Raw genomic sequence first — 25,223 nt, forward strand, 5'->3', positions numbered from 1 at the left:
AGATCATCATGGCTACCGAAGGTTTCGTTCGCCGGCCCCGGATCGCGCCGCCGCGCGCACCGGGCGGTGAGATGGCGCTGACCGCACCGCCGGAGATCCCGCGCGCGGTCGCCGGATCGCTGCTCAGCAAGCTCATGCCGGTGGTCATGATCGTCGCCATGATCGGCATGATCGCCATGATGGCGATGATGGGGCGGTCGATCCTGTCCAACCCCATGATGATGATGTTCCCGATGATGATGATCATGGGCATGGCCGGCATGTTCATGGGGCAGCGCAGCGGCAACAAGAACGCCGCCGAGCTGAACGAGGATCGCAAGGACTACTTCCGCTACCTCGATCAGACCCGCCGGGAAGTGCGGCGGACGGCGACCAAACAGCTGGAAACGCTGGTGTGGAGCCATCCGGAACCCGCGGATCTGCCCTCCATCGTCGGCACCCGGCGGATGTGGGAGCGCCGGCCCAACGATCCCGACTTCGGGCATGTGCGGGTGGGCATCGGCACGCACCGGCTGGCCGCGAAACTCGCCCGGCCGGAGACGGGTCCGCTCGAGGACCTGGAGCCGGTGTCGACGGTGGCGTTGCGGCGCTTCGTGCGCACCCACTCCGTGGTGCATCACCTGCCGACCGCGGTATCGCTGCGGGCCTTCCCCGCCATCAATGTCGAGGGGCCGTCCGAGGACTCCCGAATGCTGGTGCAGGCCATGCTGATGGAGCTGTGCGCCTTCCACGGGCCCGACCACGTGGCGGTGGCCATCGTGTGCGCGGATCCGGACGCCGCGGCGTGGAGCTGGGCGAAATGGCTTCCGCACCTGCAGCATCCGTCACAGCGCGACGGCATGGGCGCGGCCCGCATGATGTACGGATCGCTGGGCGAGCTGGAGACCGCGCTCGCCGACGATCTGCTCGAGCGCGGTCGGTTCATGCGCAATCCGCAACCGACACAGGGGCGTCTGCATCTGGTCGTGGTCGTCGACGACGGCTATGTGAGCGGGTCCGAGCGGCTCATCAGCGAATCCGGCCTGGACGCCGTGACCGTCATCGACCTCAGCGGCACCGAGAACAGCCTGGCCGCGCGGCGCGGCCTGCAGCTGGTGGCTTCCGGCGGCGACGTGTTCGCCAAGAGTGCTTCGGGCACCGAGAAATTCGCCACCGCCGACCAGGTGACGCTCGCCGACGCCGAGGCGTTCTCGCGCAGCCTGGCGCGCTTCCGGATCGCCACCGCGGCCCAGATCGTGAGCCTCGGCGACAACACCTCCACCGCGGACCCGGGTCTGATGGCGCTGCTCAAGGTGCCCGATGCCGCGCAGATCGACGCCGCCAAGGTGTGGCGGCCGCGCTTCGGGCGCGAGCGGCTGCGGGTGCCGATCGGCATCACCCCCGACGGCACGCCCGTCGAGATCGACATCAAGGAATCCGCCGAGAACGGCATGGGCCCGCACGGCCTGTGCATCGGCGCGACCGGTTCCGGTAAGTCGGAATTCCTTCGCACGCTGATTCTTTCGATGGTCACGGTGCATTCGCCCGATCAGCTGAACCTGGTGCTGGTCGACTTCAAGGGTGGCGCGACCTTCCTCGGCATGGATCCGCTGCCGCACGTCGCGGCGGTCATCACCAACCTGGAAGAGGAGCTCGAGCTCGTCGACCGTATGCGTGACGCGCTGGCCGGTGAGATGAACCGGCGGCAGGAATTGCTGCGTACGGCAGGCAATTTCGCCAATGTCACCGATTACGAGAAGGCGCGCGCCGCCGGCGTGCCGCTGGATCCGCTACCGGCGCTGTTCATCGTCATCGACGAGTTCTCCGAACTGCTCTCGCAGAAGCCGGATTTCGCCGACCTGTTCGTCATGATCGGCCGCCTGGGCCGCTCGCTGCACGTGCATCTGCTGCTCGCCTCGCAGCGGCTGGAAGAGAACAAGATGCGCGGCCTGGACTCGCACCTGTCCTACCGGATCGGTCTGCGTACGTTCTCCGCCAATGAATCCCGCGCGGTGCTGGGTATCACCGACGCCTACCACCTGCCGGGTGTGCCCGGTTCCGGCTACCTCAAGAGCGACGCCTCGGATCCGTTGCGGTTCAACGCGTCCTACGTCTCCGGTCCCTATGTCGCGCCGCGCGCCACCCGCACGGCCGACGGGACGGCGGTGGCCGAGGCGCCGCCGCGGCTGTTCACCGCCTCGCCGGTGGAGATGCTCGAACTGCCCGAGCCCCCGCAGACCGACGATCCGCTGGATCTGCTGCCCCCGCCGCCGCCCTCGGCCGACGAGGGGCTGCCCGACAGCCTGCTGCAGACCGTGGTGAAACGCCTGACCGGCCACGGCCGTCCGGCCCACGAGGTGTGGCTGCCGCCGCTCGAGGAGTCGCCCACCGTCGACATGCTGCTGCCGGACCCGGACTGGACCTCGTCGGTCAACCGGCACGGGCAGCTGTGGATGCCGATCGGCATCATCGACAAGCCCTACGAGCAGCGCCGCGATGTGCTCACCATCAATCTCGCGGGCGCACAGGGCAATGTGGCGGTCGTCGGCGGTCCGCAGGCCGGTAAGTCGACCACGCTGCGCACCATCATCATGGCCGCCGCGGCCACCCACACCCCCGAGCAGTTGCAGTTCTACTGCCTCGATTTCGGTGGCGGTTCCATGGCCGGTCTGTCCGGGCTCCCGCATGTCGGCTCGGTCGCCAACAAGCTGGATGTGGACCGGGTGCGGCGCACCATCGCCGAGCTGTCCACCCTGCTGCATCAGCGCGAGGAGCGCTTCGCGGCGCTGGGCATCGAATCCATGACCCAGTACCGGCAGCGCAAGCATGCCGCGCTGGCGCAGGGCTCGACCGATGACCCGGTGCTGCAGGACAAGTTCGGCGATGTCTTCCTCGTCATCGACGGCTGGGCCGTCATCCGCGAGGACTTCGACTCCCTCGAGGGCGCGGTCAACCAGCTTGCCGCGCAGGGTCTTTCCTACGGCATCCACGTCATGCTGGGCGCCAACCGCTGGGCGGAGATCCGGCCCGCCATCAAGGATCAGATCGGTACCCGCATCGAGCTGCGCCTGGGCGACCCCTCCGACTCGGAAATGGGCCGCCGCATCGCGGTCAACGTCCCGCTCAACCGTCCCGGCCGCGGTCTCACCGTCGACCAGTTGCACATGCTGATCGCCCTGCCGCGCCTGGACTCCGACACCGATCCGCAGTCCCTGTCGGAGGGCGTGAACGCCGCCAAGACCCAGATGCAGGCCCTCTACGGCAGCCGCCGCGCCCCCGAGGTCCGCATGCTGCCGATGAACGCCCACCGGGACCAGATCCTGGAAGTGGCCCGCGCCCACGGCGTCCAGCAGGGCCCCACCCGCGTGGTCGTCGGCCTCGGCGAATCCGAACTGCAGCCCGTGGTCCTGGATTTCAGCACCGACCCGCACTTCATGTGTTTCGCGGACGTGGAATCCGGCAAAACCACCTTCCTCCGCAATGTCATCCGCGGCATCGCCGACAACTCCACCGCCGACCAGGCCCGCGTCATCCTCATCGACTACCGCCGCACCCTGCTCGGCGTCCTCGAGGGCGACCAGCTGGCCGGCTACTCCACGTCGTCCCAAACCTGCGGCGGCATGATCATGGAGGTAGTGAACTACCTGTCGAAGCGCATCCCCGGCTCCGACATCACCCCCCAGCAACTCCGCGACCGCAGCTGGTGGTCCGGCCCCGAAATCTATGTCGTCATCGACGATTACGACATGGTGGCGACCGGCGGCCTGCAAAACCCCCTCGCACCCCTCGTGGAGTACCTGCCGCAGGCCCGCGACATCGGTCTGCACGTCATCGTGACCCGCCGTATGGGTGGCGTCTCGCGCGCCCTCTACGACGGCGTCCTGGGCGCCATGAAGAACCTCTCCGTGGACACCCTGATGATGTCCGGCCCCAAGGACGAGGGAAAGCTGATCGGCGACGAACGCCCGCAGAAGCTGCCCCCGGGCCGAGGCATGCTCATCTCCCGCAACCACGGCAAGGAGATGATCCAGATCGCCGACCTCCCGGGTCTGTAGCGGATCGCGCGGTCAGCCCGCGTGGAGTTCGGTGGCGTGGGGAATGACGGCTGGTGTCTGGTTTGTCCAGGTGGGAAGCCAACCGGCGGTGGGCCTTTCGAAAAGGGCTCTTGACGGGCCGGTGGCTTCGGGGCCGGCTATACGGACGAGGGTGAAGCCGACGCGGCGGTAGTAGTCGTGGAGGGCTTGGTTGGTGGTCCAGGCGTCCAGGCGGACCCAGGGGAGGTTGTGGGTGCGGGCCTGGCGGGTGGCGTGGGCGAGGAGGGCTTCGCCTATGCGGTTTCCGGCGTAGCGGAGGTCCACGATCATGTAGTGGACGATGAGGGAGTCGGCTAGTTCGCCTGGGGACCACAGGCCTTCATCGGCGCGGTGGTTGATGGTGATGGTGCCGGCGGGGTGCCCGTCGATGTCGGCCATCCAGGTTTCGCCATTGCGGACCGACAGGGCCACGGACCGGACGAAGGTCTCGATGGGGAGACCTCGTCCGGCCCTGGTCCATTGGTCGCTGCCGCGGGCCGCCAGCCAGTGGGTGCGTTGCAGGCGGAGCCTGGTGATGGTTCCGAGGTCTCCGATACGGGCCGGGCGGAGGTGCGGATTCATGGCGAGCCGGGTAGGAGGGAACTTCCGAAGGAGTGCGAATTGCCTGGGGGACAAGGGGCCCCGAGGGATTTGCGGATGATGTCGATGCCCGGATCGTCGCCCAGTTCGTAGGCCAGGCGGTTACGGGCGGCGGTGGAGCGGTGACGGGTCACCCGGGTGATGCGCTCGTGGTTGGCGCCGATGCGGAGATGGTCGAGCAGGATGGTGCCGGGGCCCACCCCGAGCACGGCCGCCTCCTCCGCGGTGGCGGGGCGGGACACCACCGTGTCGCGATGGGCCGTCTCGGCGAAACCGCGGTCGGCGAGGCGGCGGGTGGTGCCCTCCGGAATATCGTGCGGGACGTCAATCCCGGTGGCCTCGGCCAGATCTCGCGGATAGAAGCTGACCTCCCAGGACCACGGCTCATTGTCCAGATACTGCATGACGGTGCGGGACACCACCCAGGAATCCTTCTCCACTCCGAGCCAGTGCGCCACCTCCGGACTGGCCGGTTCCATTCGCGCACTGAACTGTTTGGACGGCTCCCGGCCGGCCTCGCGCGCTATCTCGACGAAGATATCGTGCGAGGCTTTCGGTCTGTCCGGCCGAATATGGTTGGTGACAACCGATTCCAGCACTTCTTGACTGCGTACAATTGTGCCTCTGGAAGTGGCTGTGTAGACCAGATTTTCGGCGACCAGGAGCTGTATCGCGTTGCGAGCCGTGGTGATCGAGACATTCATCTGATCGGCCAGCTCGTTGTGGCTTGGTAGTCGATCGCCCGGTTTCCATTTGCCGGCGCGGATCTCCTCACGGAGGAGGTCTGCGATCCGTTGATATCTCGGACCGTCACCCATGTCGCTCCTGGGTTGTTGCTTCAAGGCACCGAAGTCTACTCCGGTGCGCGAACCGCCGTGTAAGGCTTGACAGCCAGGTTTAGAAGTTTATTGTAATGAACGTCCTGAATGCGGTGTTGTACGTCGATGAACGCGAGGCAACGTGGCAGGTTCGGAGACATCAAATACGGTCGTTGTGGCATTGCCCGACGTGTCCCCTCAGTATGCGGACATTGAGGCGCAAACCCTCGCAACCGGGCTATTGCCGACCTCCGACCTACTCTTACGCGCTTGCCGCGGTCACCGCGTCATCGGCGGGCCACTGCTGTGGTTCGCCCATGACTTGGCGGTGCTCCACGAGAAGCGCCTGGTAGGCCGGGGTGGCACGGGCCCGGAAACGGATCCCACCTCGATCATCGAAAACAAGCGCCGCCGAATCGAATTGGTCATGGCCATCGATGACTGGATCGTGCGCTCGGTGCCCCAGCATCGGCTCGGCGCCACGCTGCACACCGAAACCGTCGGGTCGGTCATCGACCGGCTGGCCGAGGCGTCCGTCCGCGCGCACCATGCGTTGATGACCCTCGACGCCAATGACGAAATGCTGCACGGCGCCTGGCATCATCTGGCCGAATTGTCCGACGCCTACGACGATCTCGTCCGCGACGTGCTCGCCGGACGGCGTCGGCTCCCCGCCTGGTAGATCGGTGCCGGCAGTCCTGCCGGAGCCCCAAGGGCGGGCCCCGGCAGGACGTCGGCCCGGATCAGCGGGTCACACCAGACTGCGCTCGGCCACGATGGCGGCCGCGGCGCGACGGCCCATGCGCACCGCGCCGTCCACGTGCTGGAAGCCGTGCCCGGCCAGATCCGAGCAGGCGAAGTGCATGGGCCCGATGGGGTCGCGATGGTCGCGGCCGTAGCGGGTCAGGCCGCCGAGGTCGAAGCTGACGCCGTAGGCGCCGCGCGTCCATTCCTCTGCGCCCCAGTCGGATTCGTAGTAAACGTCCGGATTCCCGGCCTCGGGTCCGAGGTAGCGGACCAGGCAATCCAGCGCGGCCTGCTTGCGCTGCGCGGCGTCCATGGCGAAGAACGCGTCGGCCTGCTCGTGCGCGATGAAACCGACCAGTGCGCCGTTGTCCACGCCGTGGTTGGTGTTGTCGTAGACCTCGGACACCATATCGGTGTCGCTGAAACCGGTTCCGGACAAACCCTTTTCCCGCCAGAACGGCGTCGGGTACACCGCGTGCACCTTCACCACGAATCCGAAGGACATGTGCTGGTACATCTGGTGCCGGCGGCGCGGCAGCGGCGGGTCGAAGCTGATGCAGGAGTACAGGTTCGGCGGCACCGCCAGGATCATGCGATCGGCCCGCACCTCCAGCCCCCCGTCGGCGAACACGGTGACACCGTCCGCGGACCACTCCACCCGCCGCACGGGCGAATTCAGGTGCAGATCCGCGCCGATGACCGCGGCCAGCCGCTGCGACACCTGCTGCATGCCGCCCACGACCCGCTTGTCGAGCATGAACGAATCGGTGGCCAGCGCGGTGTAGGACCCCTGCGCGGCCGCCATCTGCAGCGCCTGCAGCGTGGAGAAGGTGTGTGCGGGCTTGGTGAGCATGGCCCCGGACACGAAGAACGCCACCGTCTCCCGCGCGTACTCGTTCTCGGACTGCCGCTCCAGCCACAGGCTGAACGGAATCGAATCCAGCTCCGCGGCAAGCGGATGCGCCCACGGCTGCTCGGCCCCGACCTCGGCGGCCAGCTCGTCGAGCAGTGTGATGAGCCGGTCGATCTCGGCGGCGGTCTCCGGGGCGGCCGGGAACACGTCACCGGTGAACTGCTGGCGGGTCCCGTCGGCGGCCAGGTACACCGACTCGCCCTCGCGGTACCGGCTGAAGGTCTCCAGCCCGAGCTCCTCGACCAGTTCGAGCGCGGCGGTGTGATGCGGCGACAGCCACTGCCCGCCGATCTCGATCATCGCGCCGTCGATATTCCCGGTCCAGGTGCGCCCGCCCACCCGGTCGCGCGCCTCCAGCACGGCTACGGACAGGCCGGATTTGCGCAATTCCACGGCGGCGGTCAGACCGGAGGGCCCGGCTCCGACGACCACGACGTCACGAGTGATGACAGGCACGAGAGCTCCTTGCTGAACATCCAGGTTCGGATAACCCGAAGATTGCTGATTCCAGTATGTGCGCCGGTGGGGGCCGCTGCCCCCACCGGATCGGCGAAGTGGCCGAGGACTCATTCGACAGAACGGCGTGCCGGCGCGGGCAGCGGCTCGCCGGAGACCGCGCGCGGCAGGGTGCGGCCGCGGAAGTACTCCGGATCCCGCCAGCGGGCGATGAGCATGAGCACCGCGCCCAGGGCGAGAATGCCGAAGCCCAGGTAGAACACCAGGCCGATGCCGAAGATCGAAGCGCCGCTGCCCACCTCGGGATCCAGGCTCTCCGAGACCGAGATGCCGAAGATGATGAGCAGCATGGCCCCGCCGAGCAGCGGGAACGCCAGCTTGAACACGAAATCGCGGGCCGAGGCGAACCACCGCTTGCGGAAGTACCAGACGCAGGCGAAGGCGGTGATGCCGTAGTACCAGCAGATCATGATGCCCATGGCGGCAATGGTGTCCATCAGGACGTTCTCCGACAGCAGCGCGGTGATCGCGTAGAACGCGCCCGCCACCACCGCGGCCACCGCGGTCGCGAAGCGCGGCACCCGATAGGTCGGGTGCACGGCCGCGAACCGCTCGGGCAGCGCCCGGTAGGCGCTCATGGCCAGCATGGCGCGTGCGGCGGGCAGGAAGGTGGCCTGCAGGCTGGCGACCGCGGAGGCCAGCACGGCGGTGTAGAGCAGCAGTTCGCCCGCCCCGCCGAGCACGGGTGCGGCCAGCGCGCCGAACACATTGCCCGAGTTATCCGGATTGCCAAGTCCCAGACCGGTATCGCCGGTCCCGGCGTACCACATGAGCGCCACCGCCAGCAGCAGATAGGTGCCCAGCACGGTCAGGATGGACAGCAGCCCGGCCCGGCCCGGCGTGCGCTTGGGATCCTTGCACTCCTCGCCGAGGGTGAGCGCGGTGTCCCAGCCCCAGAACAGGAAGACCGAACCGACCAGGCCGATGGCGAAGGCGCCCAGGGTGATTCCGGTGAACGGATTGAACCAGTCGATATCGAAACTCAAACCGGACGGCGCATCCCCGGAGACCGCGCGGAACAGCGCCACGCCGGCGAACAGCAGCAGCACGGTCAACTGAAAGCCGACCAGAATCTTCTGCGCGCGTTCGCTGGAGGTGATGCCGCGACTCGCAGCCCAGCCGGCGGCTGCCAGAAATGCCAGAGTTGTCGCGATATTAACGATCTTATTGCCACCGAGTTCGGCAATGGTTGTCGAATTCGTGAGCCTGCCCAAGATCAGATAAAGGAATTCCGCACCCACCGCGGAGATATTGGCGAGCACGATGATCACCGCGATCACCGAACCCCATCCGGCCATCCATCCGACATACGGTCCGAGCGCCCGCGCCGACCATGTGAACGAAGCGCCGCAATCCGGAGTTTCGGCATTGAATTCGCGGTAGGCGTACGCGGCCAGAAACATCGGGATGAATCCGGCAATCAGCAGCGCCGGCATCTTCAGTCCGACCGCCGCCACGATCAAACCCAGACTGGCGGTGGTCGTATAGGCCGGTGCGATGGACGCGATGCTGAGCACGGCGCCCGCGAAAGTGCCGACCTTATCGGTCGCCAATCCCTTGCCGCTCTGAGCGGAAAGATCGTCCCCCGTATGGTTTTGCACGAGCATCGAAGCTCCTCGAGCAGGGGTCTGGCGCCGATGGAAGCGTGCAGGGCGCTTCCATCGGCACCGCGCCGCGGTGGTGAAACCGACTCGGATGGTCGGGTGGGCACGGAACCCGGCGCAGGGGCCGGCGTGCCGCGAATCGCGATCGGAGCCGCGATGGACGTCCGCGATGGGACGCGACTATGACGTCAGCGCGGGAACGCGACGTATTTGGTGTCGAGGTACTCGCTGATCCCCTCGGATCCGCCCTCGCTGCCCAGACCCGACTGCTTGACCCCGCCGAACGGGGCCGCCGGATCGGAGATGACGCCACGGTTCACGCCGACCATGCCGGCGTGCAGGGCATCGCTCACCCGCAGGGCCCGATCCAGGTCCCGGGTGAAGAAGTAAGCGGCCAAACCGTATTCGGTGTCATTGGCCGCGGCCACCACATCGGCCTCGGTGTCGAAGCCGTAGACGGCGGCGACGGGTCCGAAGATCTCCTCGGAGTGGATGCGGGCGGTCCGCGGCACCTCGTCGAGAACGGTGGGCTGGAAGAAGAAGCCGGGGCCGTCGATGGGCTTGCCGCCGGTGCGCACGACCGCGCCCGCGGCGACCGCATCGTCAACCAGCGCAGCGATATTCGCGCGCTGCTTCGCATTGATGATGGGGCCCAGATCGACGTCCGGGCGGTAGCCGGGACCCACGCGCAGGGCGGCGAGCTGCTCGGCGAGCCGGGCGGAGAACTCCGCGCGGATCGAATCGTGCACGTAGATGCGGTTGGCCGCGGTGCACGCCTCGCCGCCATTGCGCATCTTCGCCAGCATGACCCCTGCGAGGGCCTGCTCCAGATCGGCATCCTCGAAGACGATGAAGGGGGCATTGCCGCCGAGCTCCATCGAGGTGCGAAGGACATTGTCGGCGGCCTGCTTCAGCAGGATCTTGCCGACGCGGGTGGATCCGGTGAAGGTCACCTTGCGCAGGCGCGGATCGGCCAGCAGCGGGGCGGTGACCGCGGCGGCATCGCTGGTGGGAACCACCGACAGCACACCGTCGGGCAGTCCGGCCTCCTTGAAGATGGCGGCCAGCGCCAGCATGGTCAGCGGAGTGTCCTCGGCGGGCTTCACGATGACCGTGCACCCGGCCGCGAGCGCGGGGCCGATCTTGCGAGTTCCCATGGCCAGCGGGAAGTTCCACGGCGTGATGGCCAGGACCGGCCCGACCGGCTCGTGCTTGACCAGGATGCGCCCGGTGCCCCCGGGGGAGTCGGCGTAGCGGCCGCCGATGCGGACGGCCTCCTCACTGAACCAGCGCAGGAACTCACCGCCATAGGCGACCTCACCGCGCGCCTCGGCGATGGCCTTGCCCATCTCCAGCGACATGAGCAGCGCCAGTTCCTCGGTGCGCTCGGTGAGAATCTCCCAGGCGCGGCGCAGAATGACGGCGCGCCGGCGCGGAGCCGTTGCGGCCCACTCGGATTGGACGCGGCAGGCGGAGTCGAGTGCGCGCAGGGCGTCGGGAGCGCTCGCGTCGGCGACCTCGGCGAGCTGATCGCCGGTCGCCGGATCGAGGACGGCGAAGGTCTGCTCGCCGGTCGCGGGAACGGCCGCGTTGTCGATCCACACGCCGGTGGGGACCAGCTCGCGAATACCGTGGAACTCAGTCATGGGCGGCCTTCCGCAGCGGGACGATAGAGATCTGGGGACAGCGGCCGGTCATGCGGCGAGATCCGTGATCGCGGTGCACAGCACCGTCAGCGCCTCGTCCAGCAGGTCCTCGCCGATCACCAGGGGCGGCAGCAGTCGGATGACATTGCCGAAGGTGCCGCAGGTGAGGGTGATGACGCCTTGTTCGAGACAGCGGGCTGCGATCTTGGCGGTGCGGGCGGCGTCCGGTTCGGTGGTGCCGGGCTTCACGAACTCGAGAGCGAGCATCGCGCCCCGGCCGCGCACGTCACCGATGGCCGGAACCTGTTGGGCCAGTTCAGTGAAGCGCGCCGTGGCGATCTCGCCGATGCGGCGGGCGCGGGCGGGCAGGTCGTGGTCGCGCATCACCTCGATGGCGGCCAGCGCGGCGGCGCAGGCGACCGGGTTGCCGCCGTAGGTGCCGCCCAGGCCGCCCGCGTGCACGGCGTCCATGAGCTCGGCCCGGCCGGTGATGGCCGACAGCGGCATGCCGCCGGCAATGCCCTTGGCCATGGTGATGATGTCGGGCACCACGCCCTCGTGGTCACAGGCGAACCAGTCGCCGGTGCGGGAGAAGCCGGTCTGCACTTCATCGGCGATGAACACCACGCCGTTGGCGCGCGCCCACTCCGCCAGCGCGGGCAGGAATCCCGGTGCGGGGACGATGAATCCGCCCTCGCCCTGGATCGGCTCGATAATGATCGCCGCCACCGAATCCGCGCCGATCTGCTTCTCGATGCGCAGGATGGCTTCGGCCGCAGCGGCTTTGCCGTCCAGGCCGCCGTCGCGGAACGGGTAGGACATCGGCATCCGGTAGACCTCGGGCGCGAACGGGCCGAAATGCGCCTTGTAGGGCATGGATTTCGCGGTCAGCGCCATGGTCAGGTTGGTGCGGCCGTGATACGCGTGATCGAAGGCGACCACCGCGGTCCGGCCGGTGGCCAGCCGCGCCACCTTGACCGCGTTCTCCACCGCCTCGGCGCCGGAATTGAAGAGCACACTGCGCTTCTCGTGATCGCCGGGGGTGAGCGCCGCCAGCTCCTCGCACACCCGCACATACGCCTCGTACGGGGTCACCATGAAACAGGTGTGCGTGAAGCGCTGCGCCTGATCGCTCACCGCCGCGGCGACTTTCGGATGCGAGGCGCCGACATTGGTGACCGCGATACCGGCCGCGAGATCGATGAGCGTATTGCCGTCCACATCCACGATGACGCCGCCATCGGCATCGGCGGCGTACACCGGGGCGGTGGAGCCGACACCCGCGGCGACGGCGGCCTTGCGCCGGGCGGCGAGCTCCTGCGAGCGCGGGCCCGGCAGGGCGGTGACGAGCGCCCGCTGCTGCGGGAGCCGGTAGCTGATCTCGGTCATCGAAGTCTTTCTGCGGAAGGGAATCGGTAAGCGCCACACCGTCATCCCGGCGCGCACCGCGCCGGGATCCACGCGACGGTCAGTCGTGCGCGCTCATGACGTGCTTGATGCGGGTGTAGTCCTCGACGCCGTAGGCGGACAGGTCCTTGCCGTAGCCGGAGCGCTTGAACCCGCCGTGCGGCATCTCGGCGACCAGCGGGATATGGGCGTTCACCCACACCGCGCCGAAGTCCAGGGCGGCCGTAACACGCTGCACCACACCGTGATCACGGGTCCAGATGCTGGAGGCCAGGCCGTAGACGACATCATTGGCCAGCGTGATCGCCTCGGCCTCGTCGGCGAAGGTCTGCACGGTGATCACCGGTGCGAAGATCTCCTCCTGCACGATCGGATCGTCCTGGCGCACACCGGTGATGACGGTCGGGGCGAAATAGAAACCGGTCTCGCCGACCCGCTCGCCGCCGGTGCGGATGGCGGCGTGCGCGGGCAGTGCGGCGATCTTGCCGGTGACGGTCTCGAAGTGCCGGATGTTGTTGAGCGGGCCGTAAGCGGCCTCCTCGTCATCGGGCTTGCCCGGGCGCACCGATTCGGCCTTCTTCACCAGGGCCGCGACCAGCTCGTCGTGGGCGGACTCGTGCACCAGCACACGGGTGGCGGCGGTGCAGTCCTGGCCGGCATTGAAGAACGCGGCGTCGCCGATGCGGTCGGCGGCGGTCTCGATATCGGCGTCACCGAACACGACCACCGGTGCATTGCCCCCCAATTCGAGATGCGTGCGCTTGACCTGCTTGGCCGCGGCATTGGCCACCTCGATGCCCGCGCGCACTGAACCGGTGATGGAGACCATGCTCAGCCCCGGATGCTCCACCAGCGTGGCGCCGGTCGCCGCGGTGCCCAGCACGACATTGAGCACGCCGTCGGGCAGGATGCCCTGCGACAGCCCGGCCAGCACGAGCGTGCTGCCCGGCGTGGTGTCACTGGGCTTGAGAACGACGGTATTGCCGGTGGCCAGGGCCGGGCCGATCTTCCAGATGGCCATCATGAGCGGGTAGTTCCACGGGGTCACCTGACCGATCACGCCGACCGGCTCGCGGCGCACATAGGAGGTGAAGCCGCTCATGTACTCACCGGCGGACTTGCCCTCGAGCATGCGCGCGGCGCCGGCGAAGAAGCGCAGGTGATCCGCGCCGGTGGCGACCTCCTCGGCGGCGATGAGGTGCTTGGGCTGACCGGTGTCGCGGGACTGCGCCTCGACGAGCGCATCGGAGTTGGCCTCGATGGCATCGGCGAGCTTCAGCAGTGCGGCCTGGCGCTGGCCCGGGGTGGTGGCCTTCCAGGCCGGGAAGGCGCGGGTGGCGGCGGCGACCGCGGCATCGATATCGGCCTGCCCGGAGATCGGGCTGGTGCCGGTCACGCTCTCGTCCACCGGGCTGATCAGTTCGAACGACTCCGCTCCGGTGGCGGCTACGAACTGGCCGTCTATGTAATTGCGAAGCTTCTCGGTCATATCTGCCCGTTCTCCTGCGATGTGGTGCGGTTCTCGAACTTCGGCGGCCCGCGCGTTGCCTGGGTGATGGGACTGCCGGGTTGCCAGTCAGTGTGCTGCGCGACACACCCCCGAGTCACCTGCCGCAGTGGAGTGCGGGCAGAATCGGGTTTCGACGATCTGTCCAGATAACCAACGGAGTGCTGTGAACGCGGGAATTCCGGTCCGCTGGGTCCTGTCCCAACCCGAACTGGGACTGGCGCTGAAAGGCGGCAGCGCCGGGCTCGGGCGCGACATCACCCTCGTCCTCACCTCGGAACTCACCGAGCCGCAGCACTGGCTGTCGGGCGGGGAGCTGGTCCTGACCACCGGCATGGGTTTGCCGCTCAGTCGCGCGGACCGCGAACGCTATCTCGCGGACCTGGACGCGGTGGGCGTCGCGGCGGTCGGCTTCGGCATCGGGCTCTCGCACGAGCGCATTCCCGCCGACCTCGTCGACGCCGCCGACCGGCTCGGCCTGCCGCTGTTCGAGGTGCCGCTGCCGACGCCCTTCGGCGCCATCACCAAGAAGGTCATGGGGCGGTTGGCCGAACAGGAGTACGAGAAGGTGCTGCGGGCTTCCCGGGCGCAGCCGCGGATGACTCGCGCTGCCATTCAAGGCGTTCGGGCGGTCATCAAGGAACTCTCCGCCGCCCTGTCCGCGACCGTGATCGTCATCGGCGCGGACGGCGCCATTGCCGACGCTCACCCCCGTCGTGTTCCGGACGAGATCGCCGCCCGCCTCACCGAATTCGTCGGCACCCGCGGGGATGGCGCCAGTAGCGGCGTTATTCACACGGCTTCAGGTGAATCCATTGCCGTGCAGGCGATTACAGCCGGCCAAACCGTGCATGGGCACTTGGCCGTGGTCGCTCCCGCCGCGCTCTCCGCCGTCGACCAGGTTCTGCTGGGTCACGCCAGCTCGCTGCTGGCCCTCGACTTCGAGAAGCCGGCGCGCCTGCGAATCGCGCAGAACCGCTTGAATACTCAAGCCCTCTCCATGCTGCTGGAAGAGCCGACCGAGCTCGACACCGTCTGGCAGCACCTGACCCCGGCGGCCGATCGCTCCGGGCGAGTCCGCGCCCTGGTCCTCCGCAGTGCGACACCCGAAACCCTCACTCGCGCAGTCACTGCCGTGGACGACCAGCTGAGCACGCAGGACCGCCAGCTATTCGCCCACGTCACCGCTGACCGTGCGGCTATCCTCCTGTCCGGCGCGGACACCGACCAATCCGCCGAACGCCTCCTGGCTCACCTCCCACCGGCGACCCGGGCCACCCTGCGTGCGGGCCTCAGCGCCCCACATCCCCTGCGCCGCTTCCCCGCGGCCATCGACCACGCCGAACTGGCCGCCTCGGCCGCCCTCCCCGGCGCCATCCCGCTCGAGCCCGCCGCCCTGGCCGGTCATGCCCTGCTGACCTTCCCGGAGGCCAGGCGAGTCCTCTCCGCCGTCTCGGAGGCGATGCTGCAACCGCTCATCGACTACGACGACCGCCACGGCACCGATCTCGTCGCCTCACTTCGCGCCTATCTCGAAGCCCACGGCCAATGGGAAGCCGCCGCAACAGCTCTCGGCGTGCACCGGCACACGCTGCGCAGCCGGATCACCAAAATCGAGTCGGTCCTCGGCTGCCGGCTGGACACCGCCCGGGTTCGGGCCGAACTGCTGCTGGCGGTCATCGCGCATCGTTGACGCGGGTTGGCCTACTGTTCGGCCGCGGCGGCCAATTCCGCGTTCACCACGCACAATCGGGCGATGTCCGCCCTGTTGGCCCGCTGTAGCCGGCCAACCAGTTCCATCAACCGGATCGCCGCGGGTGTTGTGCTCCAGGCCGATACCGTGTCGCGCGCCGAATCGGTTGGATCGGCCTCGGCCAGGACCGCCGCCGTCAGGGCATGCCAGCGGGACCGCAGTTCATCGCCGAGTACGGCCGCGGCAAGGGTTTCCCAGTGGTCGGAGGTGTGGGTTTCGGCGAAAGTCTTGGCCAGCCAATCCAATCCGATGAGTTCGCCGAGTTCGCGGTAGGTCTGGGCGACCAGGGCAATGGGCAAGCCGGTCCGGTCGGCGGTGGCGCTGAGGGGAAGGGCCTGGGACAGCAGGCGCAGGTTGGCCGAGTCCCGGCCCGGATGGCCGCCGGGGCGAGGCAATGCCGCCGTGAGATTCGCGACCAGCGGTGCATAGCAGTCGATTTCGGCAGACCAGGTGCCGGAGCGGTGGTGGGTCAGCAGCCAGGCGGTGGACTCCTCCACGGCGTGCTGGATGTCGCCGAGAAGACCCATGCGGACCTGAGGGGAGACGCCGGGGAGAGCCAGGGCGTCGCGCCACCAGCGGTCGATATCGAGGACCTCGTGAACGACGGTGCAAGCCAGCACGATATGGGGTGTGCCCGCGCCCAGGCGCTCCTCCAAGCGGTGGATCATCCCGGGGCCGACGCGGTTGATGACCTGGTTGGCGGCGGCCACAGCGACGATTTCCCGGGCTACGGGGTGCTCGCGGAGGGTGTGGGGGCCCATCGTGTCACGGACCGATTCTGGGAAGTAGTCGGCCAGGGTTCCGGCTACTACCGGGTCGTCGGTGGCGTCGGAGGACAGGAGTTCGTCGCGGACCAGGTTCTTGGACATGGCCAGGAGGACGGCGATCTCGGGGCGGGTCAGGCCCGTGCCCGCCCGGCGGCGCGCGGCGAGTTCGGCTGGGGTGGGGAGGAATTCGGCCGCGCGGTCCAGGCCGGTGGCTTGTTCGAGGTTTTCGATCAGGCGGCCGTGGCGGTCGATGAGGAAAGGCGCGTGGGCCTCGGCCAGGCTGATGGCGAGGGCCTGCTTGTCGCAATCGGCGAGGACCGCGGCGACGACGGCGTCGGAATTGGCGGCCAGGAGGCGATTTCGGTCCGCGGGGGCGAGGGTGCCTGCGTCAACGGCGGCGGACAGGGCGATCTTGAGATTGACCTCGCGGTCGGAAATGGCTACGCCTGCGGCATTGTCGATGAAATCGGCGTTGACGCGGCCGCCGGCGACGGCGAATTCGATGCGGGCGCGTTGCGTGAGCCCAAGGTTGCCGCCCTCGCCGATTACGCGGCAGCGCAGCAGATCCGCGGTGATGCGGACATCGTCATTGGCCGGGTCGGCGACTTCGGCGTCGAGTTCGGCGGCGGCGCGGACGTAGGTGCCGATGCCGCCGTTGAAGAGCAGGTCGACCTCGGCGCGCAGGATCGCTCGAATCAGTTCGGGGGCGGGGAGTTCCGCGGCGGTAATGCCCAGGCGCCAGCGGACCTGCTCCGAGAGCGGGACCGATTTGGCGGTGCGGGGCCAGACGCCGCCGCCTTCGGAGATGAGATCGCGGTCGTAGTCGGCCCAGCTGCTGCGGTCCAGGGCGGCCAGGCGGCGGCGCTCGGCGAAGGAGCGCTGGGGGTCCGGGTCCGGATCGAGGAAGATGTGGCGGTGGTCGAAGGCGGCCACCAGCAGGATGCGGTCGGTTTCGAGCATGCCGTTGCCGAAGACATCACCGGACATGTCGCCGATACCGGTGACGGTGAAGGGCTGGGTATCCGGATCGATGCCGAGTTCGGTGAGATGCTGGCGGATGGAACGCCAGGCGCCGCGGGCGGTGATGCCGAGGGCCTTGTGGTCGTAGCCGGTGGAGCCGCCGGAGGCGAAGGCGTCGCCGAGCCAGAAGCCCCGGGAAACGGCAATGCCGTTGGCCAGGTCGGAGAATCGGGCGGTGCCCTTGTCCGCGGCGACCACCAGGTACGGGTCCGCGTCGTCGTAGACGACGGTGTGCTCGGGATGGGTGAGCGTGCCCTCGACGATATTGTCGGTGACGTCGAGCAATCCGCCGATGAAGGCCGCGTAGGCACTCTCGACGGCTTGGGCGTCGGTGGTGCGGCGCGCCACGAACGCGCCCTTCGCGCCGGTCGGGACGATCACCGAGTTCTTCACCGTCTGGGTCTTCATCAGTCCCAGCACCTCGGTGCGGAAATCGTCCACGCGCTCCGACCAGCGCAGGCCGCCGCGGGCAATGGCCCCGGACCGCACATGGCTGCCCTCGACTTCCTTGGAGTGCACGAAGATTTCGCGATACGGGGTGATCGGAGCCGTGACCGACAGCCGGGAGGGAGCGAGCTTGAAGGCGACCACCGGACGGCCCGGCTGATACCAGTTGGTGCGCAGCACCGCCGAGCAGAAGGTGTGCAGGCCGCGCAGGAGCTGATCCTCGGGCAGCGTGGCCGCGGCTTCGAGCCGGCGCAGCACGGCCGCATCGGCGTCCGCGACCAGTCCGGCGCGGCCGGTGGTGTGCCGGGGATCGAAGCGGGCGTGGAACAGCGCCACGAACGCGCGCACGAATTCCGGTTGGGCGGACAGGATCTCGGTGATCGAAGCCTCGCTGGACCGCAATCCGGCCTGCCGCAGATAGCGGCAAGCGGCCCGCACCAGCACGGCATCGCGCCACGCCAGCCGCGCCGTGCCGATCAGGCCGATGAATCCGTCGACCTCGAGCTGCCCGGATACCGCGGCCAGGAATGCCGCCGAAACCAGCTCGGCCGCTTGCTCATCCCAGTGAAAGGCCGTCGGGCAGAACGTGAACCGATGCACCGCGTCCGCGCCCTCGGTCGTCACCTCGTGCGTGGAAACCCGCAGGCCGAGCGCCGAGAAGATCTCGATCAATTCCGTCAGCTGCGGCGCGGCTCCGCGCCACACCAATCGCCCGCTCGGCAAGCCCTCGGCGACCCCGTCGAAATCGAGCCGTGGCACGACGTCGATCCGGTCCTCGTCCAGCGTGGCGGCGCCTGCTCCGCGGTGCATCTGCTCATCTCCCTGTGGGTGACCGATGTATCGCAGTCAATCTGCCGCAAAGAGACCCGCACCACACCCGCCGAACCGGAGCGGAAACAACGCCCGCGCACTCCGCACTGTCCATTGCCGCGGACCGGCCGGGATCAGCCCCGGTATCGGCGGTGGTCGGTGGCGAAGTCGTCGGCGACCGTGGCGGCCAGCTCGACCAGGGAACGCTTGGTCTGCTTGTGCAGGCGAGCCAGGTCGATTTCGGCGCCCTCGGACAGGTGGGCGTCGTAGGGAATGATGTGCACGGCCCGGCAGCGGGACAGGAAGTAGTCCCGCAACTGGTTGATGCCGACATTCGCGGCGCCCGGCCGCGGCAGGTTGATGACCACCACCGCATTGCGGACCAGATGGTCGTGCCCGTGCAGCGACAACCAGTCCAGGGTGGCCGCCGCACTGCGCGCGCCGTCGATGGCCGAGGACGAGATCAGCACCAGCGAATGCGCCAGATCCAGCACGCCCGCCATGGCCGAATGCATCAGTCCCGTACCGCAGTCGGTGAGGATGATGTTGTAGAACCGCTGCAGAATCCGCGCGACGGCCCGGTACTCCTCCTCGCTGAACGCCTCCGACGCCGCCGGATCCCGTTCACTGGCAAGCACTTCCAGCCGGCTACCGCCCTGCGAGGTATGCCGCCGCACATCCGAATACCGCTGAATATTCGGATCCAGCAATAGATCCCGCACCGTGGACCGCGTCTGCAACGGCACCCGCTGCGACAACGTCCCGAAGTCCGGATTCGCATCCACGGCAATAACCCGATCCCCGCGAATAGACGCGAAAATCGACCCCAACCCCATGGTGGTCGTAGTCTTCCCGACCCCACCCTTCAACGACAGCACCGCAATCCGGTAATCCCCCCGCACCGGCTGCCGAATCCGAGCCACCAACTCCTGCAGCCGCCGCTCCTCAGCCGACAACCCAGGATTAATGGCCCCACCCGACACGTGGTGCACAGCCTTCCGCCACCCCGACCCGGGCGCCTTCTTCGCCCGCCGCCACTGCACATCATCCAGCGACGGCCCCGGCTGCCCCGCCCCGCCGGTCCCGTACTGCACCGGCGCAGACGTATTCCACCCCTGCGGCCCAGCGCCCTGCTGCCCGACCCCCTGCGGCCCCGAACCCCCTTGCTGCCAAGGCGCTCCCGCCTGCTGCCAAGAAGCCCCACCCTGCCCCTGCGCGGCAGAACCAGGCTGCCCCGGCGCACCGAGGTTCCGGCCATGCTCAGCAGCCTCCGGCTGCCCCGGTCCGGCATGGTGGCGGCCATGCTCCACCGACTCCGGTCGTCCCGGCGCACCGTAGTGCGGGCCGTGCTCGCCCGCACCGGGCTGCCCCGGCGCACCATGGTGCCGGCCATGCTCAAGGGGCTCCGGCTGGCCGGGGACTCCGTAGTACTCGCTCTGTCCGGCGGAATCCACTTGTCCCGGACCGCCATACGGCTGTTCACCGGTGTAACGGTCGGGCATGCCCGAACCGCCGAGAGGTTGACCTTGCCCGACGAGGCCGGGTTGGCCGGTCCCACCGTAGGGAAGGCCGGACTCGGCGGAATCCGGTTGTCCCGGAGTGCCGTACAGCTGCTCGCTGGCGTAACTGTCCGGTCGGCTCGGCGCTCCATCCGGTCGCCCATACGTTCCGGGCCGGCCGGGGGCGCTCGAGTTATCCGGCGCCGCCGCGTTCCCACCCGCGGGCCACGATTCAGTGCGCGAGCCGTGCGCCGAATCCGGTTCGGGCGCGCCAGGATAGTCGGGCGCGCGCCAGTTCTCCTGTCCCGGCGCGCTGTTCATCGAACCCGGACTGCCTGAGGCGGCGTTGCCCGACTGCCCGGGCACGCCCGACTGTGAGTCGGCCGGACCGACCTGTTCATTCGCCGGTGCGAAAGGAGCATTCGGCGCTTGGCCGCGGACTGGATCGGCCGGCGGTCTGGAGGGCGGCGCCATCCAACGGTGGTCATTGCCGGGAACCTGCGGCATGGGCGCGGTTCCGGGCAGGTGCGGTTCCTGGCCGGACGCCGCAGGCGCCTGCGGCGGTACGCGGCGCGGGCCGTACGGCGGCGGAGCCTGTTGCCCCATATCGGAGGCCGGGTAGGGCGTCCGCTGCGGCAGGGGAAGCGGGACGTCCAAGGCGTGATGCCGACCTGGACCGTCGGTCTGCCCGTCCGGTGCGGACATCTCGTCGAAGCCACCGGCCGCCGAGCCCGGCGAATTCTGCCCGGCCGCTTCGCGGTTCGCGGAATCGGCAGGCCGGCTCATACCGGTCTGTGCGCCGGGATCGCTCGCGCTGGACGGTGCATCGCCGCCCGGCCCATCGCCCGGAGCGCGACCCGGGACGTTCGGCGGCGGCAGATCGTCGGGGTTCCGGCGGGCAGGATTGACATCCACCGCGGATCCGCCTGCGGCCGGGCCTGTTTCGGCCAGGTCGCCGGGTGCGGGCGGCAGCGGCCCGCGGGCGTTCGCCGCATTGTCGGCCGGTGCGCTCGGTGGCGGAGGCAGCAGGTCATCCATACGCCGGCGGGCAGCGGAACTCGCGCCGTCGGTGGTTCCGGCTGCGGCCGAATCGGATTCACCCGCATCGCCGGTCGGTGCGGACGGCAATGGGGGCAGCGGAATCCGTGTCGTCATCTCCGGCGCACCGGCGGCGTCGGAGATCGCCGTGTCGTCAGAGGGCGGGGTGCCGACGGCCGGACCCCCGGATTGCCCTGCGGCCGAACCGGTACCGGGCAGCGGCTGCGATTCCGGCGGCAGCGGCGGGCGCGCCGAATCGTGCTCACCGGGAGAGTGCGGCAGCGGAGGCCGGCCCGCGCTCGGGGAACTCGGAGCGGGCGGAATGGGAGGCCGGGACGAATCCAGCGCAGTCGGGTTCGACGGGTGCGCCGAGTCGGCCGCTGTGGGCGCAGGCGGCAGCGGCGACTGCGCCGCAGCCGAATTCGGCGCGGGATGAAGCGGCGGAGTGGCCGATGCATCTGTACCGGGCGCGGAAGGCAGGGGCGCACCGGCCGAGCTGTGCGCGGCCGGTGCAGCGGGCAGCGGCGGGCGGACGGGGTCTTGTCCGTGCGGTGATTCGGGCAGCGGCGGGCGCGCGGGGTTCTGTGCGTGCGGCGACTCCGGGAGCGGCGGCCGTGCTGAGTTCGGTGCGTGCGGCGACTCCGGGAGCGGCGGCCGTGCTGAGTTCTGCGCGTGCGGCGACTCCGGCAGCGGTGGGCGCGCCGGGCTTTCGCCATGCGGTGACTCGGGCAGCGGTGGGCGGGCCGGGTTTGGCGCGTGCGGTGATTCGGGCAGCGGCGGGCGGGCCGAAGTCTGTGGCGGCTGACCGGGTGCCTGCGAGACCGGGGGTTCCGGCAGGGGCGGGCGCGCCGAACTCCGGGGGTCCGGGGACGGCGGCAGCGGTGGTTGTGCCGCACGTTCAGGGGTCGGTGGCAGGGGTGGCTGCGCGTTGAACTGGCCGCGGTTGGGTTGCGGCTGTTGCGGTTCCGGGATCGGCGGCGTGGTGAAGCGCGGGTCGGCGGGCTGCTGTTGGGTGGAATGCGAATCCGCGGTGCGGCCTGCGGCGTACGGAGGTGCGAGCGGGTCCGGGAGGGGTGGGCGCTCGGTCTGGGGCTCCGGAGGGGTGGTGAAGCGCGGGCCCGAGGTTGGGGGAGTTGCGAACTCCGGGCCCTGGGCCGGCGCGTGCGTGAAATCCGGACCCTGGGCGGGCGGCATCGAGCTCGGCCCCTGGGCGGGCGGGGCGGAATGCGGGCCTTGGGCGGGCGCCCCGGAGGTCGGGCCTGGCGTGGGCGGCGTCGAGTTCGGACCGGGGACAGGCGGGGTCGTGAAGTTCGGGCCCGGGGTGGGGGGAGTGGTGAACTGCTGGCCCGGGGTGGGCTGGTTCGGGTGGGGCTGCCGCTGGGGGTCCGGGTCGGGGTGGGGGGTGCGACCGGTGGGGGCGGGGGCCGGGGGTTCGGGGGTGTCCTTGCGGGGTTTGCGGCGGCCGAAGAGGCGGCGGGAGGACTTTTCCTCGGGGATGAGGTCGTCGTGGGGGAGGTTCTCGACGGGTGGGGCGTTGTAGCCGGGGTCGGCGACCTCACCCTCGGACAGCCATGGTGGAAGCATGGGGAGGCCGTCGTTGGTGCGGCTCACAGTAACCCCCGAGTGCTGGACCGATCTTGCAAGGACAAGCACGTAGTTTAGCGATCGAGCGCAAACCGGTGGGGGCGAGCGCCGAGAGTGGGCGTGGCCTGGCCCACGTCATCGCGGCCTTATTTGGCCGGATCAGGGGAAACGGGTAAGCTTGGTCGGCGGTGCACCTACTCGCTGGCTGTGGCATGTCCTCACTAGAGGAAAACACGCCGCAGTTCGTGTCAGAGGAGTATGGCACCGGGTCGACGCAAGTGCACGACGAATCGCGGCGGCCGAACCCAGCCGTAACAGAGCTCGAACCAACCAGGTTCGGCCTAAACCGGGATCGCGGAGGATATGGCGAAGAAGGAAGGGGCCATCGAGGTCGAGGGCCGAGTTATCGAGCCGTTGCCCAATGCGATGTTCCGGATCGAGCTGGAGAACGGCCACAAGGTTCTCGCTCACATCAGCGGCAAGATGCGGCAGCACTACATCCGCATCCTGCCTGAGGACCGAGTCGTCGTGGAGCTCTCGCCCTACGACCTGACCCGCGGTCGCATCGTCTACCGCTACAAGTGAGTTTCCGGGACCAGCGAGTCTCGGGTCTTCCCCGGTCGATCCGGCCGGGGAAAAACTGTGTTCACGGCCAGTGAACACCGCAACCAGATTGGATCTGACGTGAAGGTTCAGCCGTCCGTCAAGCCGATCTGCGAGAAGTGCAAGGTGATCCGCCGCCACGGCCGGGTCATGGTGATCTGCGAGAACCTGCGCCACAAGCAGCGTCAGGGCTGATCTCGGCCCTCGGGCCGAGCTCGGATCGCTCACCAGCCAAGCACCGAACGCGGTTCGGATTGGCAACAAGAGAAGAAACTCCCAGCGCCAGTCGCCGTCGCCGAGTCCCGTAGGGGACGGATGGCGGCCTACCCCCGGTACGGAGGCCGGGGCCCCACACGAGGGGACGGACAGGGAGCAGACCTCCGACAAAATTAAGGAATCGCCAACATGGCACGTCTGATGGGCGTCGACCTCCCGCGCGAAAAGCGCATGGAGATCGCGCTGACCTACATCTTCGGCATCGGCCGTACCCGCGCCAAGGAGATCCTCGAGCAGACCGGCGTCAGCCCGGACCTGCGTTCGAAGGACCTCAGCGACGATGACGTGACCAAGCTCCGCGACTACATCGAGTCGCAGGACTTCAAGGTCGAGGGTGACCTGCGCCGCGAGGTGCAGGCCGACATCCGTCGCAAGATCGAGATCGGCTGCTACCAGGGTCTGCGCCACCGTCGTGGCCTGCCCGTGCGTGGCCAGCGGACCAAGACCAACGCCCGCACGCGCAAGGGTCCGAAGAAGACCGTCGCCGGCAAGAAGAAGTAGGGATAGCGCATGCCTCCGAAGAGCCGGGCCTCGGGCCCGAAGAAGACTCAGAAGTCGCGTCGCCGGGACAAGAAGAACGTCCCCCACGGCCACGCGCACATCAAGAGCACGTTCAACAACACCATCGTGTCGATCACCGATCCGGCCGGCAACGTCATCTCCTGGGCGTCGTCGGGCCACGTCGGCTTCAAGGGTTCGCGCAAGTCGACCCCGTTCGCCGCGCAGCTTGCCGCCGAGAACGCCGCCCGCAAGGCGGCCGAGCACGGCGTCAAGAAGGTCGACGTGTTCGTCAAGGGCCCGGGTTCGGGCCGCGAGACCGCGATCCGTTCGCTCCAGGCCGCCGGCCTGGAGGTCGGCACGATCTCCGATGTCACCCCGCAGCCGCACAACGGCTGCCGTCCGCCCAAGCGGCGTCGCGTCTAAGCGGGAAGGAAGGTAGAGAAAAATGGCTCGTTACACCGGCCCCATCACCCGCAAGTCGCGTCGTCTGCGTGTTGACCTCGTTGGAGGCGACCAGGCGTTCGAGCGTCGTCCTTACCCGCCGGGCCAGCACGGCCGCGCGCGGATCAAGGAGTCCGAGTACCTGATGCAGCTGCAGGAGAAGCAGAAGGCTCGCTTCTCCTACGGCGTCATGGAGAAGCAGTTCCGTCGCTACTACGAAGAGGCCAACCGCCTCAAGGGTAAGACCGGCGACAACCTGCTCCGCCTGCTCGAGAGCCGTCTGGACAATGTCGTGTACCGCGCCGGTCTGGCTCGGACCCGTCGTCAGGCTCGTCAGCTCGTGTCGCACGGCCACTTCATCGTCAACGGCGTGAAGGTCGACGTCCCCAGCTACCAGGTTTCTCAGTACGACATCATCGATGTCAAGGAGAAGTCGCTGCCGACGCTGCCCTTCCAGGTCGCTCGCGAGACCCTCGGTGACCGCCCGGTTCCGGGTTGGCTCCAGGTCGTTCCCGGCCGCCTTCGCATTCTGGTGCACCAGCTCCCCGAGCGTGCGCAGATCGATGTTCCGCTGCAGGAACAGCTGATCGTCGAGTTCTACTCGAAGTAAGGCGCTAACCGCGCCGCTGGTAGGAGAGAAGTTTTGTGGGGGCTTCGCCCCCACACCCCCGAAA

At 68.6% G+C, this 25,223-nt stretch carries 17 protein-coding genes; 8 read left to right on the plus strand and 9 right to left on the minus strand.

What is annotated here, in order from left to right; all coding sequences use genetic code 11:
- The first annotated feature begins 8 nt into the window (after positions 1-8).
- On the plus strand, positions 9-4,034 hold the full coding sequence (gene eccCa, locus ACFVIV_RS03010; RefSeq protein WP_379193070.1) for a type VII secretion protein EccCa: 4,026 nt from the start codon (positions 9-11) through the stop codon (positions 4,032-4,034).
- A 12-nt stretch (positions 4,035-4,046) separates the two neighbouring features.
- On the opposite strand, the gene ACFVIV_RS03015 is transcribed toward eccCa, so the two are convergent.
- Positions 4,047-4,634 carry a GNAT family N-acetyltransferase gene (locus tag ACFVIV_RS03015; protein WP_379193071.1) on the minus strand — a complete coding sequence of 196 codons (588 nt, stop codon included), beginning with the start codon at positions 4,632-4,634 and terminating at the stop codon, positions 4,047-4,049.
- Positions 4,631-5,470 carry a GntR family transcriptional regulator gene (locus ACFVIV_RS03020; RefSeq protein WP_379193072.1) on the minus strand — a complete coding sequence of 280 codons (840 nt, stop codon included), beginning with the start codon at positions 5,468-5,470 and terminating at the stop codon, positions 4,631-4,633. The genes ACFVIV_RS03015 and ACFVIV_RS03020 overlap by 4 nt, the downstream gene beginning before the upstream one ends.
- A gap of 328 nt (positions 5,471-5,798) precedes the next feature.
- On the opposite strand from ACFVIV_RS03020, the gene ACFVIV_RS03025 reads away from it, so the two are divergent.
- Complete coding sequence (locus ACFVIV_RS03025) at positions 5,799-6,152, plus strand: DUF4254 domain-containing protein (RefSeq protein ID WP_379193073.1); 354 nt, start codon at positions 5,799-5,801, stop codon at positions 6,150-6,152.
- A 69-nt stretch (positions 6,153-6,221) separates the two neighbouring features.
- Here the strand turns inward: ACFVIV_RS03025 and ACFVIV_RS03030 are convergent, their stop codons facing one another.
- The 5 genes from ACFVIV_RS03030 to ACFVIV_RS03050 all read right to left on the minus strand — a co-directional run bounded on the left by ACFVIV_RS03030 (position 6,222) and on the right by ACFVIV_RS03050 (position 13,792).
- The gene (locus ACFVIV_RS03030; RefSeq protein WP_379193074.1) at positions 6,222-7,586 is read right to left on the minus strand and encodes a flavin monoamine oxidase family protein; all 1,365 of its coding nucleotides are present in this window, start codon (positions 7,584-7,586) and stop codon (positions 6,222-6,224) included.
- Between the two features lie 110 nt (positions 7,587-7,696).
- Entirely contained in the window at positions 7,697-9,253 is a 1,557-nt protein-coding gene (locus ACFVIV_RS03035) for an APC family permease (protein ID WP_379193075.1), read from the minus strand.
- A gap of 185 nt (positions 9,254-9,438) precedes the next feature.
- Positions 9,439-10,896, minus strand: a complete 1,458-nt coding sequence (locus ACFVIV_RS03040) for an NAD-dependent succinate-semialdehyde dehydrogenase (RefSeq protein ID WP_379193076.1) — start codon at positions 10,894-10,896, stop codon at positions 9,439-9,441.
- Positions 10,897-10,944: 48 nt separating this feature from the next.
- The gene (gene gabT, locus ACFVIV_RS03045) at positions 10,945-12,285 is read right to left on the minus strand and encodes a 4-aminobutyrate--2-oxoglutarate transaminase (protein ID WP_379193077.1); all 1,341 of its coding nucleotides are present in this window, start codon (positions 12,283-12,285) and stop codon (positions 10,945-10,947) included.
- A gap of 79 nt (positions 12,286-12,364) precedes the next feature.
- On the minus strand, positions 12,365-13,792 hold the full coding sequence (locus ACFVIV_RS03050; RefSeq protein ID WP_379193078.1) for an aminobutyraldehyde dehydrogenase: 1,428 nt from the start codon (positions 13,790-13,792) through the stop codon (positions 12,365-12,367).
- Positions 13,793-13,976: 184 nt separating this feature from the next.
- Here ACFVIV_RS03050 and ACFVIV_RS03055 point away from each other — a divergent pair, with 184 nt between their 5' ends.
- The gene (locus tag ACFVIV_RS03055; RefSeq protein WP_379193079.1) at positions 13,977-15,503 is read left to right on the plus strand and encodes a PucR family transcriptional regulator; all 1,527 of its coding nucleotides are present in this window, start codon (positions 13,977-13,979) and stop codon (positions 15,501-15,503) included.
- Between the two features lie 11 nt (positions 15,504-15,514).
- Here ACFVIV_RS03055 and ACFVIV_RS03060 read toward each other — a convergent pair whose 3' ends face one another.
- Both ACFVIV_RS03060 and ACFVIV_RS03065 read right to left on the minus strand, forming a co-directional pair.
- Positions 15,515-18,607, minus strand: coding sequence for an NAD-glutamate dehydrogenase domain-containing protein (locus tag ACFVIV_RS03060; RefSeq protein ID WP_379193080.1), 3,093 nt, complete (start codon positions 18,605-18,607; stop codon positions 15,515-15,517).
- A gap of 134 nt (positions 18,608-18,741) precedes the next feature.
- Positions 18,742-22,728 (minus strand): AAA family ATPase, encoded by a 3,987-nt coding sequence (locus ACFVIV_RS03065; RefSeq protein WP_379193115.1) that lies wholly within the window; start codon positions 22,726-22,728, stop codon positions 18,742-18,744.
- 363 nt (positions 22,729-23,091) lie between these two features.
- On the opposite strand from ACFVIV_RS03065, the gene infA reads away from it, so the two are divergent.
- The 5 genes from infA (at position 23,092) to rpsD (ending at position 25,159) form a co-directional block, all read left to right on the plus strand.
- Positions 23,092-23,313: a translation initiation factor IF-1 gene (gene infA / locus ACFVIV_RS03070; protein ID WP_040804562.1), complete on the plus strand. Its 222-nt coding sequence runs from the start codon at positions 23,092-23,094 to the stop codon at positions 23,311-23,313.
- Positions 23,314-23,412: 99 nt separating this feature from the next.
- A complete protein-coding gene (gene rpmJ / locus ACFVIV_RS03075; RefSeq protein WP_033085975.1) occupies positions 23,413-23,526 on the plus strand; it encodes a 50S ribosomal protein L36 in 114 nt (37 codons plus the stop codon).
- A gap of 210 nt (positions 23,527-23,736) precedes the next feature.
- The gene (gene rpsM / locus ACFVIV_RS03080; protein WP_379193081.1) at positions 23,737-24,108 is read left to right on the plus strand and encodes a 30S ribosomal protein S13; all 372 of its coding nucleotides are present in this window, start codon (positions 23,737-23,739) and stop codon (positions 24,106-24,108) included.
- Positions 24,109-24,117: 9 nt separating this feature from the next.
- A complete protein-coding gene (gene rpsK / locus ACFVIV_RS03085; protein ID WP_067543866.1) occupies positions 24,118-24,531 on the plus strand; it encodes a 30S ribosomal protein S11 in 414 nt (137 codons plus the stop codon).
- A gap of 22 nt (positions 24,532-24,553) precedes the next feature.
- Complete coding sequence (gene rpsD / locus ACFVIV_RS03090; RefSeq protein ID WP_379193082.1) at positions 24,554-25,159, plus strand: 30S ribosomal protein S4; 606 nt, start codon at positions 24,554-24,556, stop codon at positions 25,157-25,159.
- Positions 25,160-25,223 lie beyond the last annotated feature (64 nt).

Origin of the sequence: Nocardia sp. NPDC127526, from assembly GCF_042672265.1 — a bacterium.
GTDB lineage: Bacteria > Actinomycetota > Actinomycetes > Mycobacteriales > Mycobacteriaceae > Nocardia.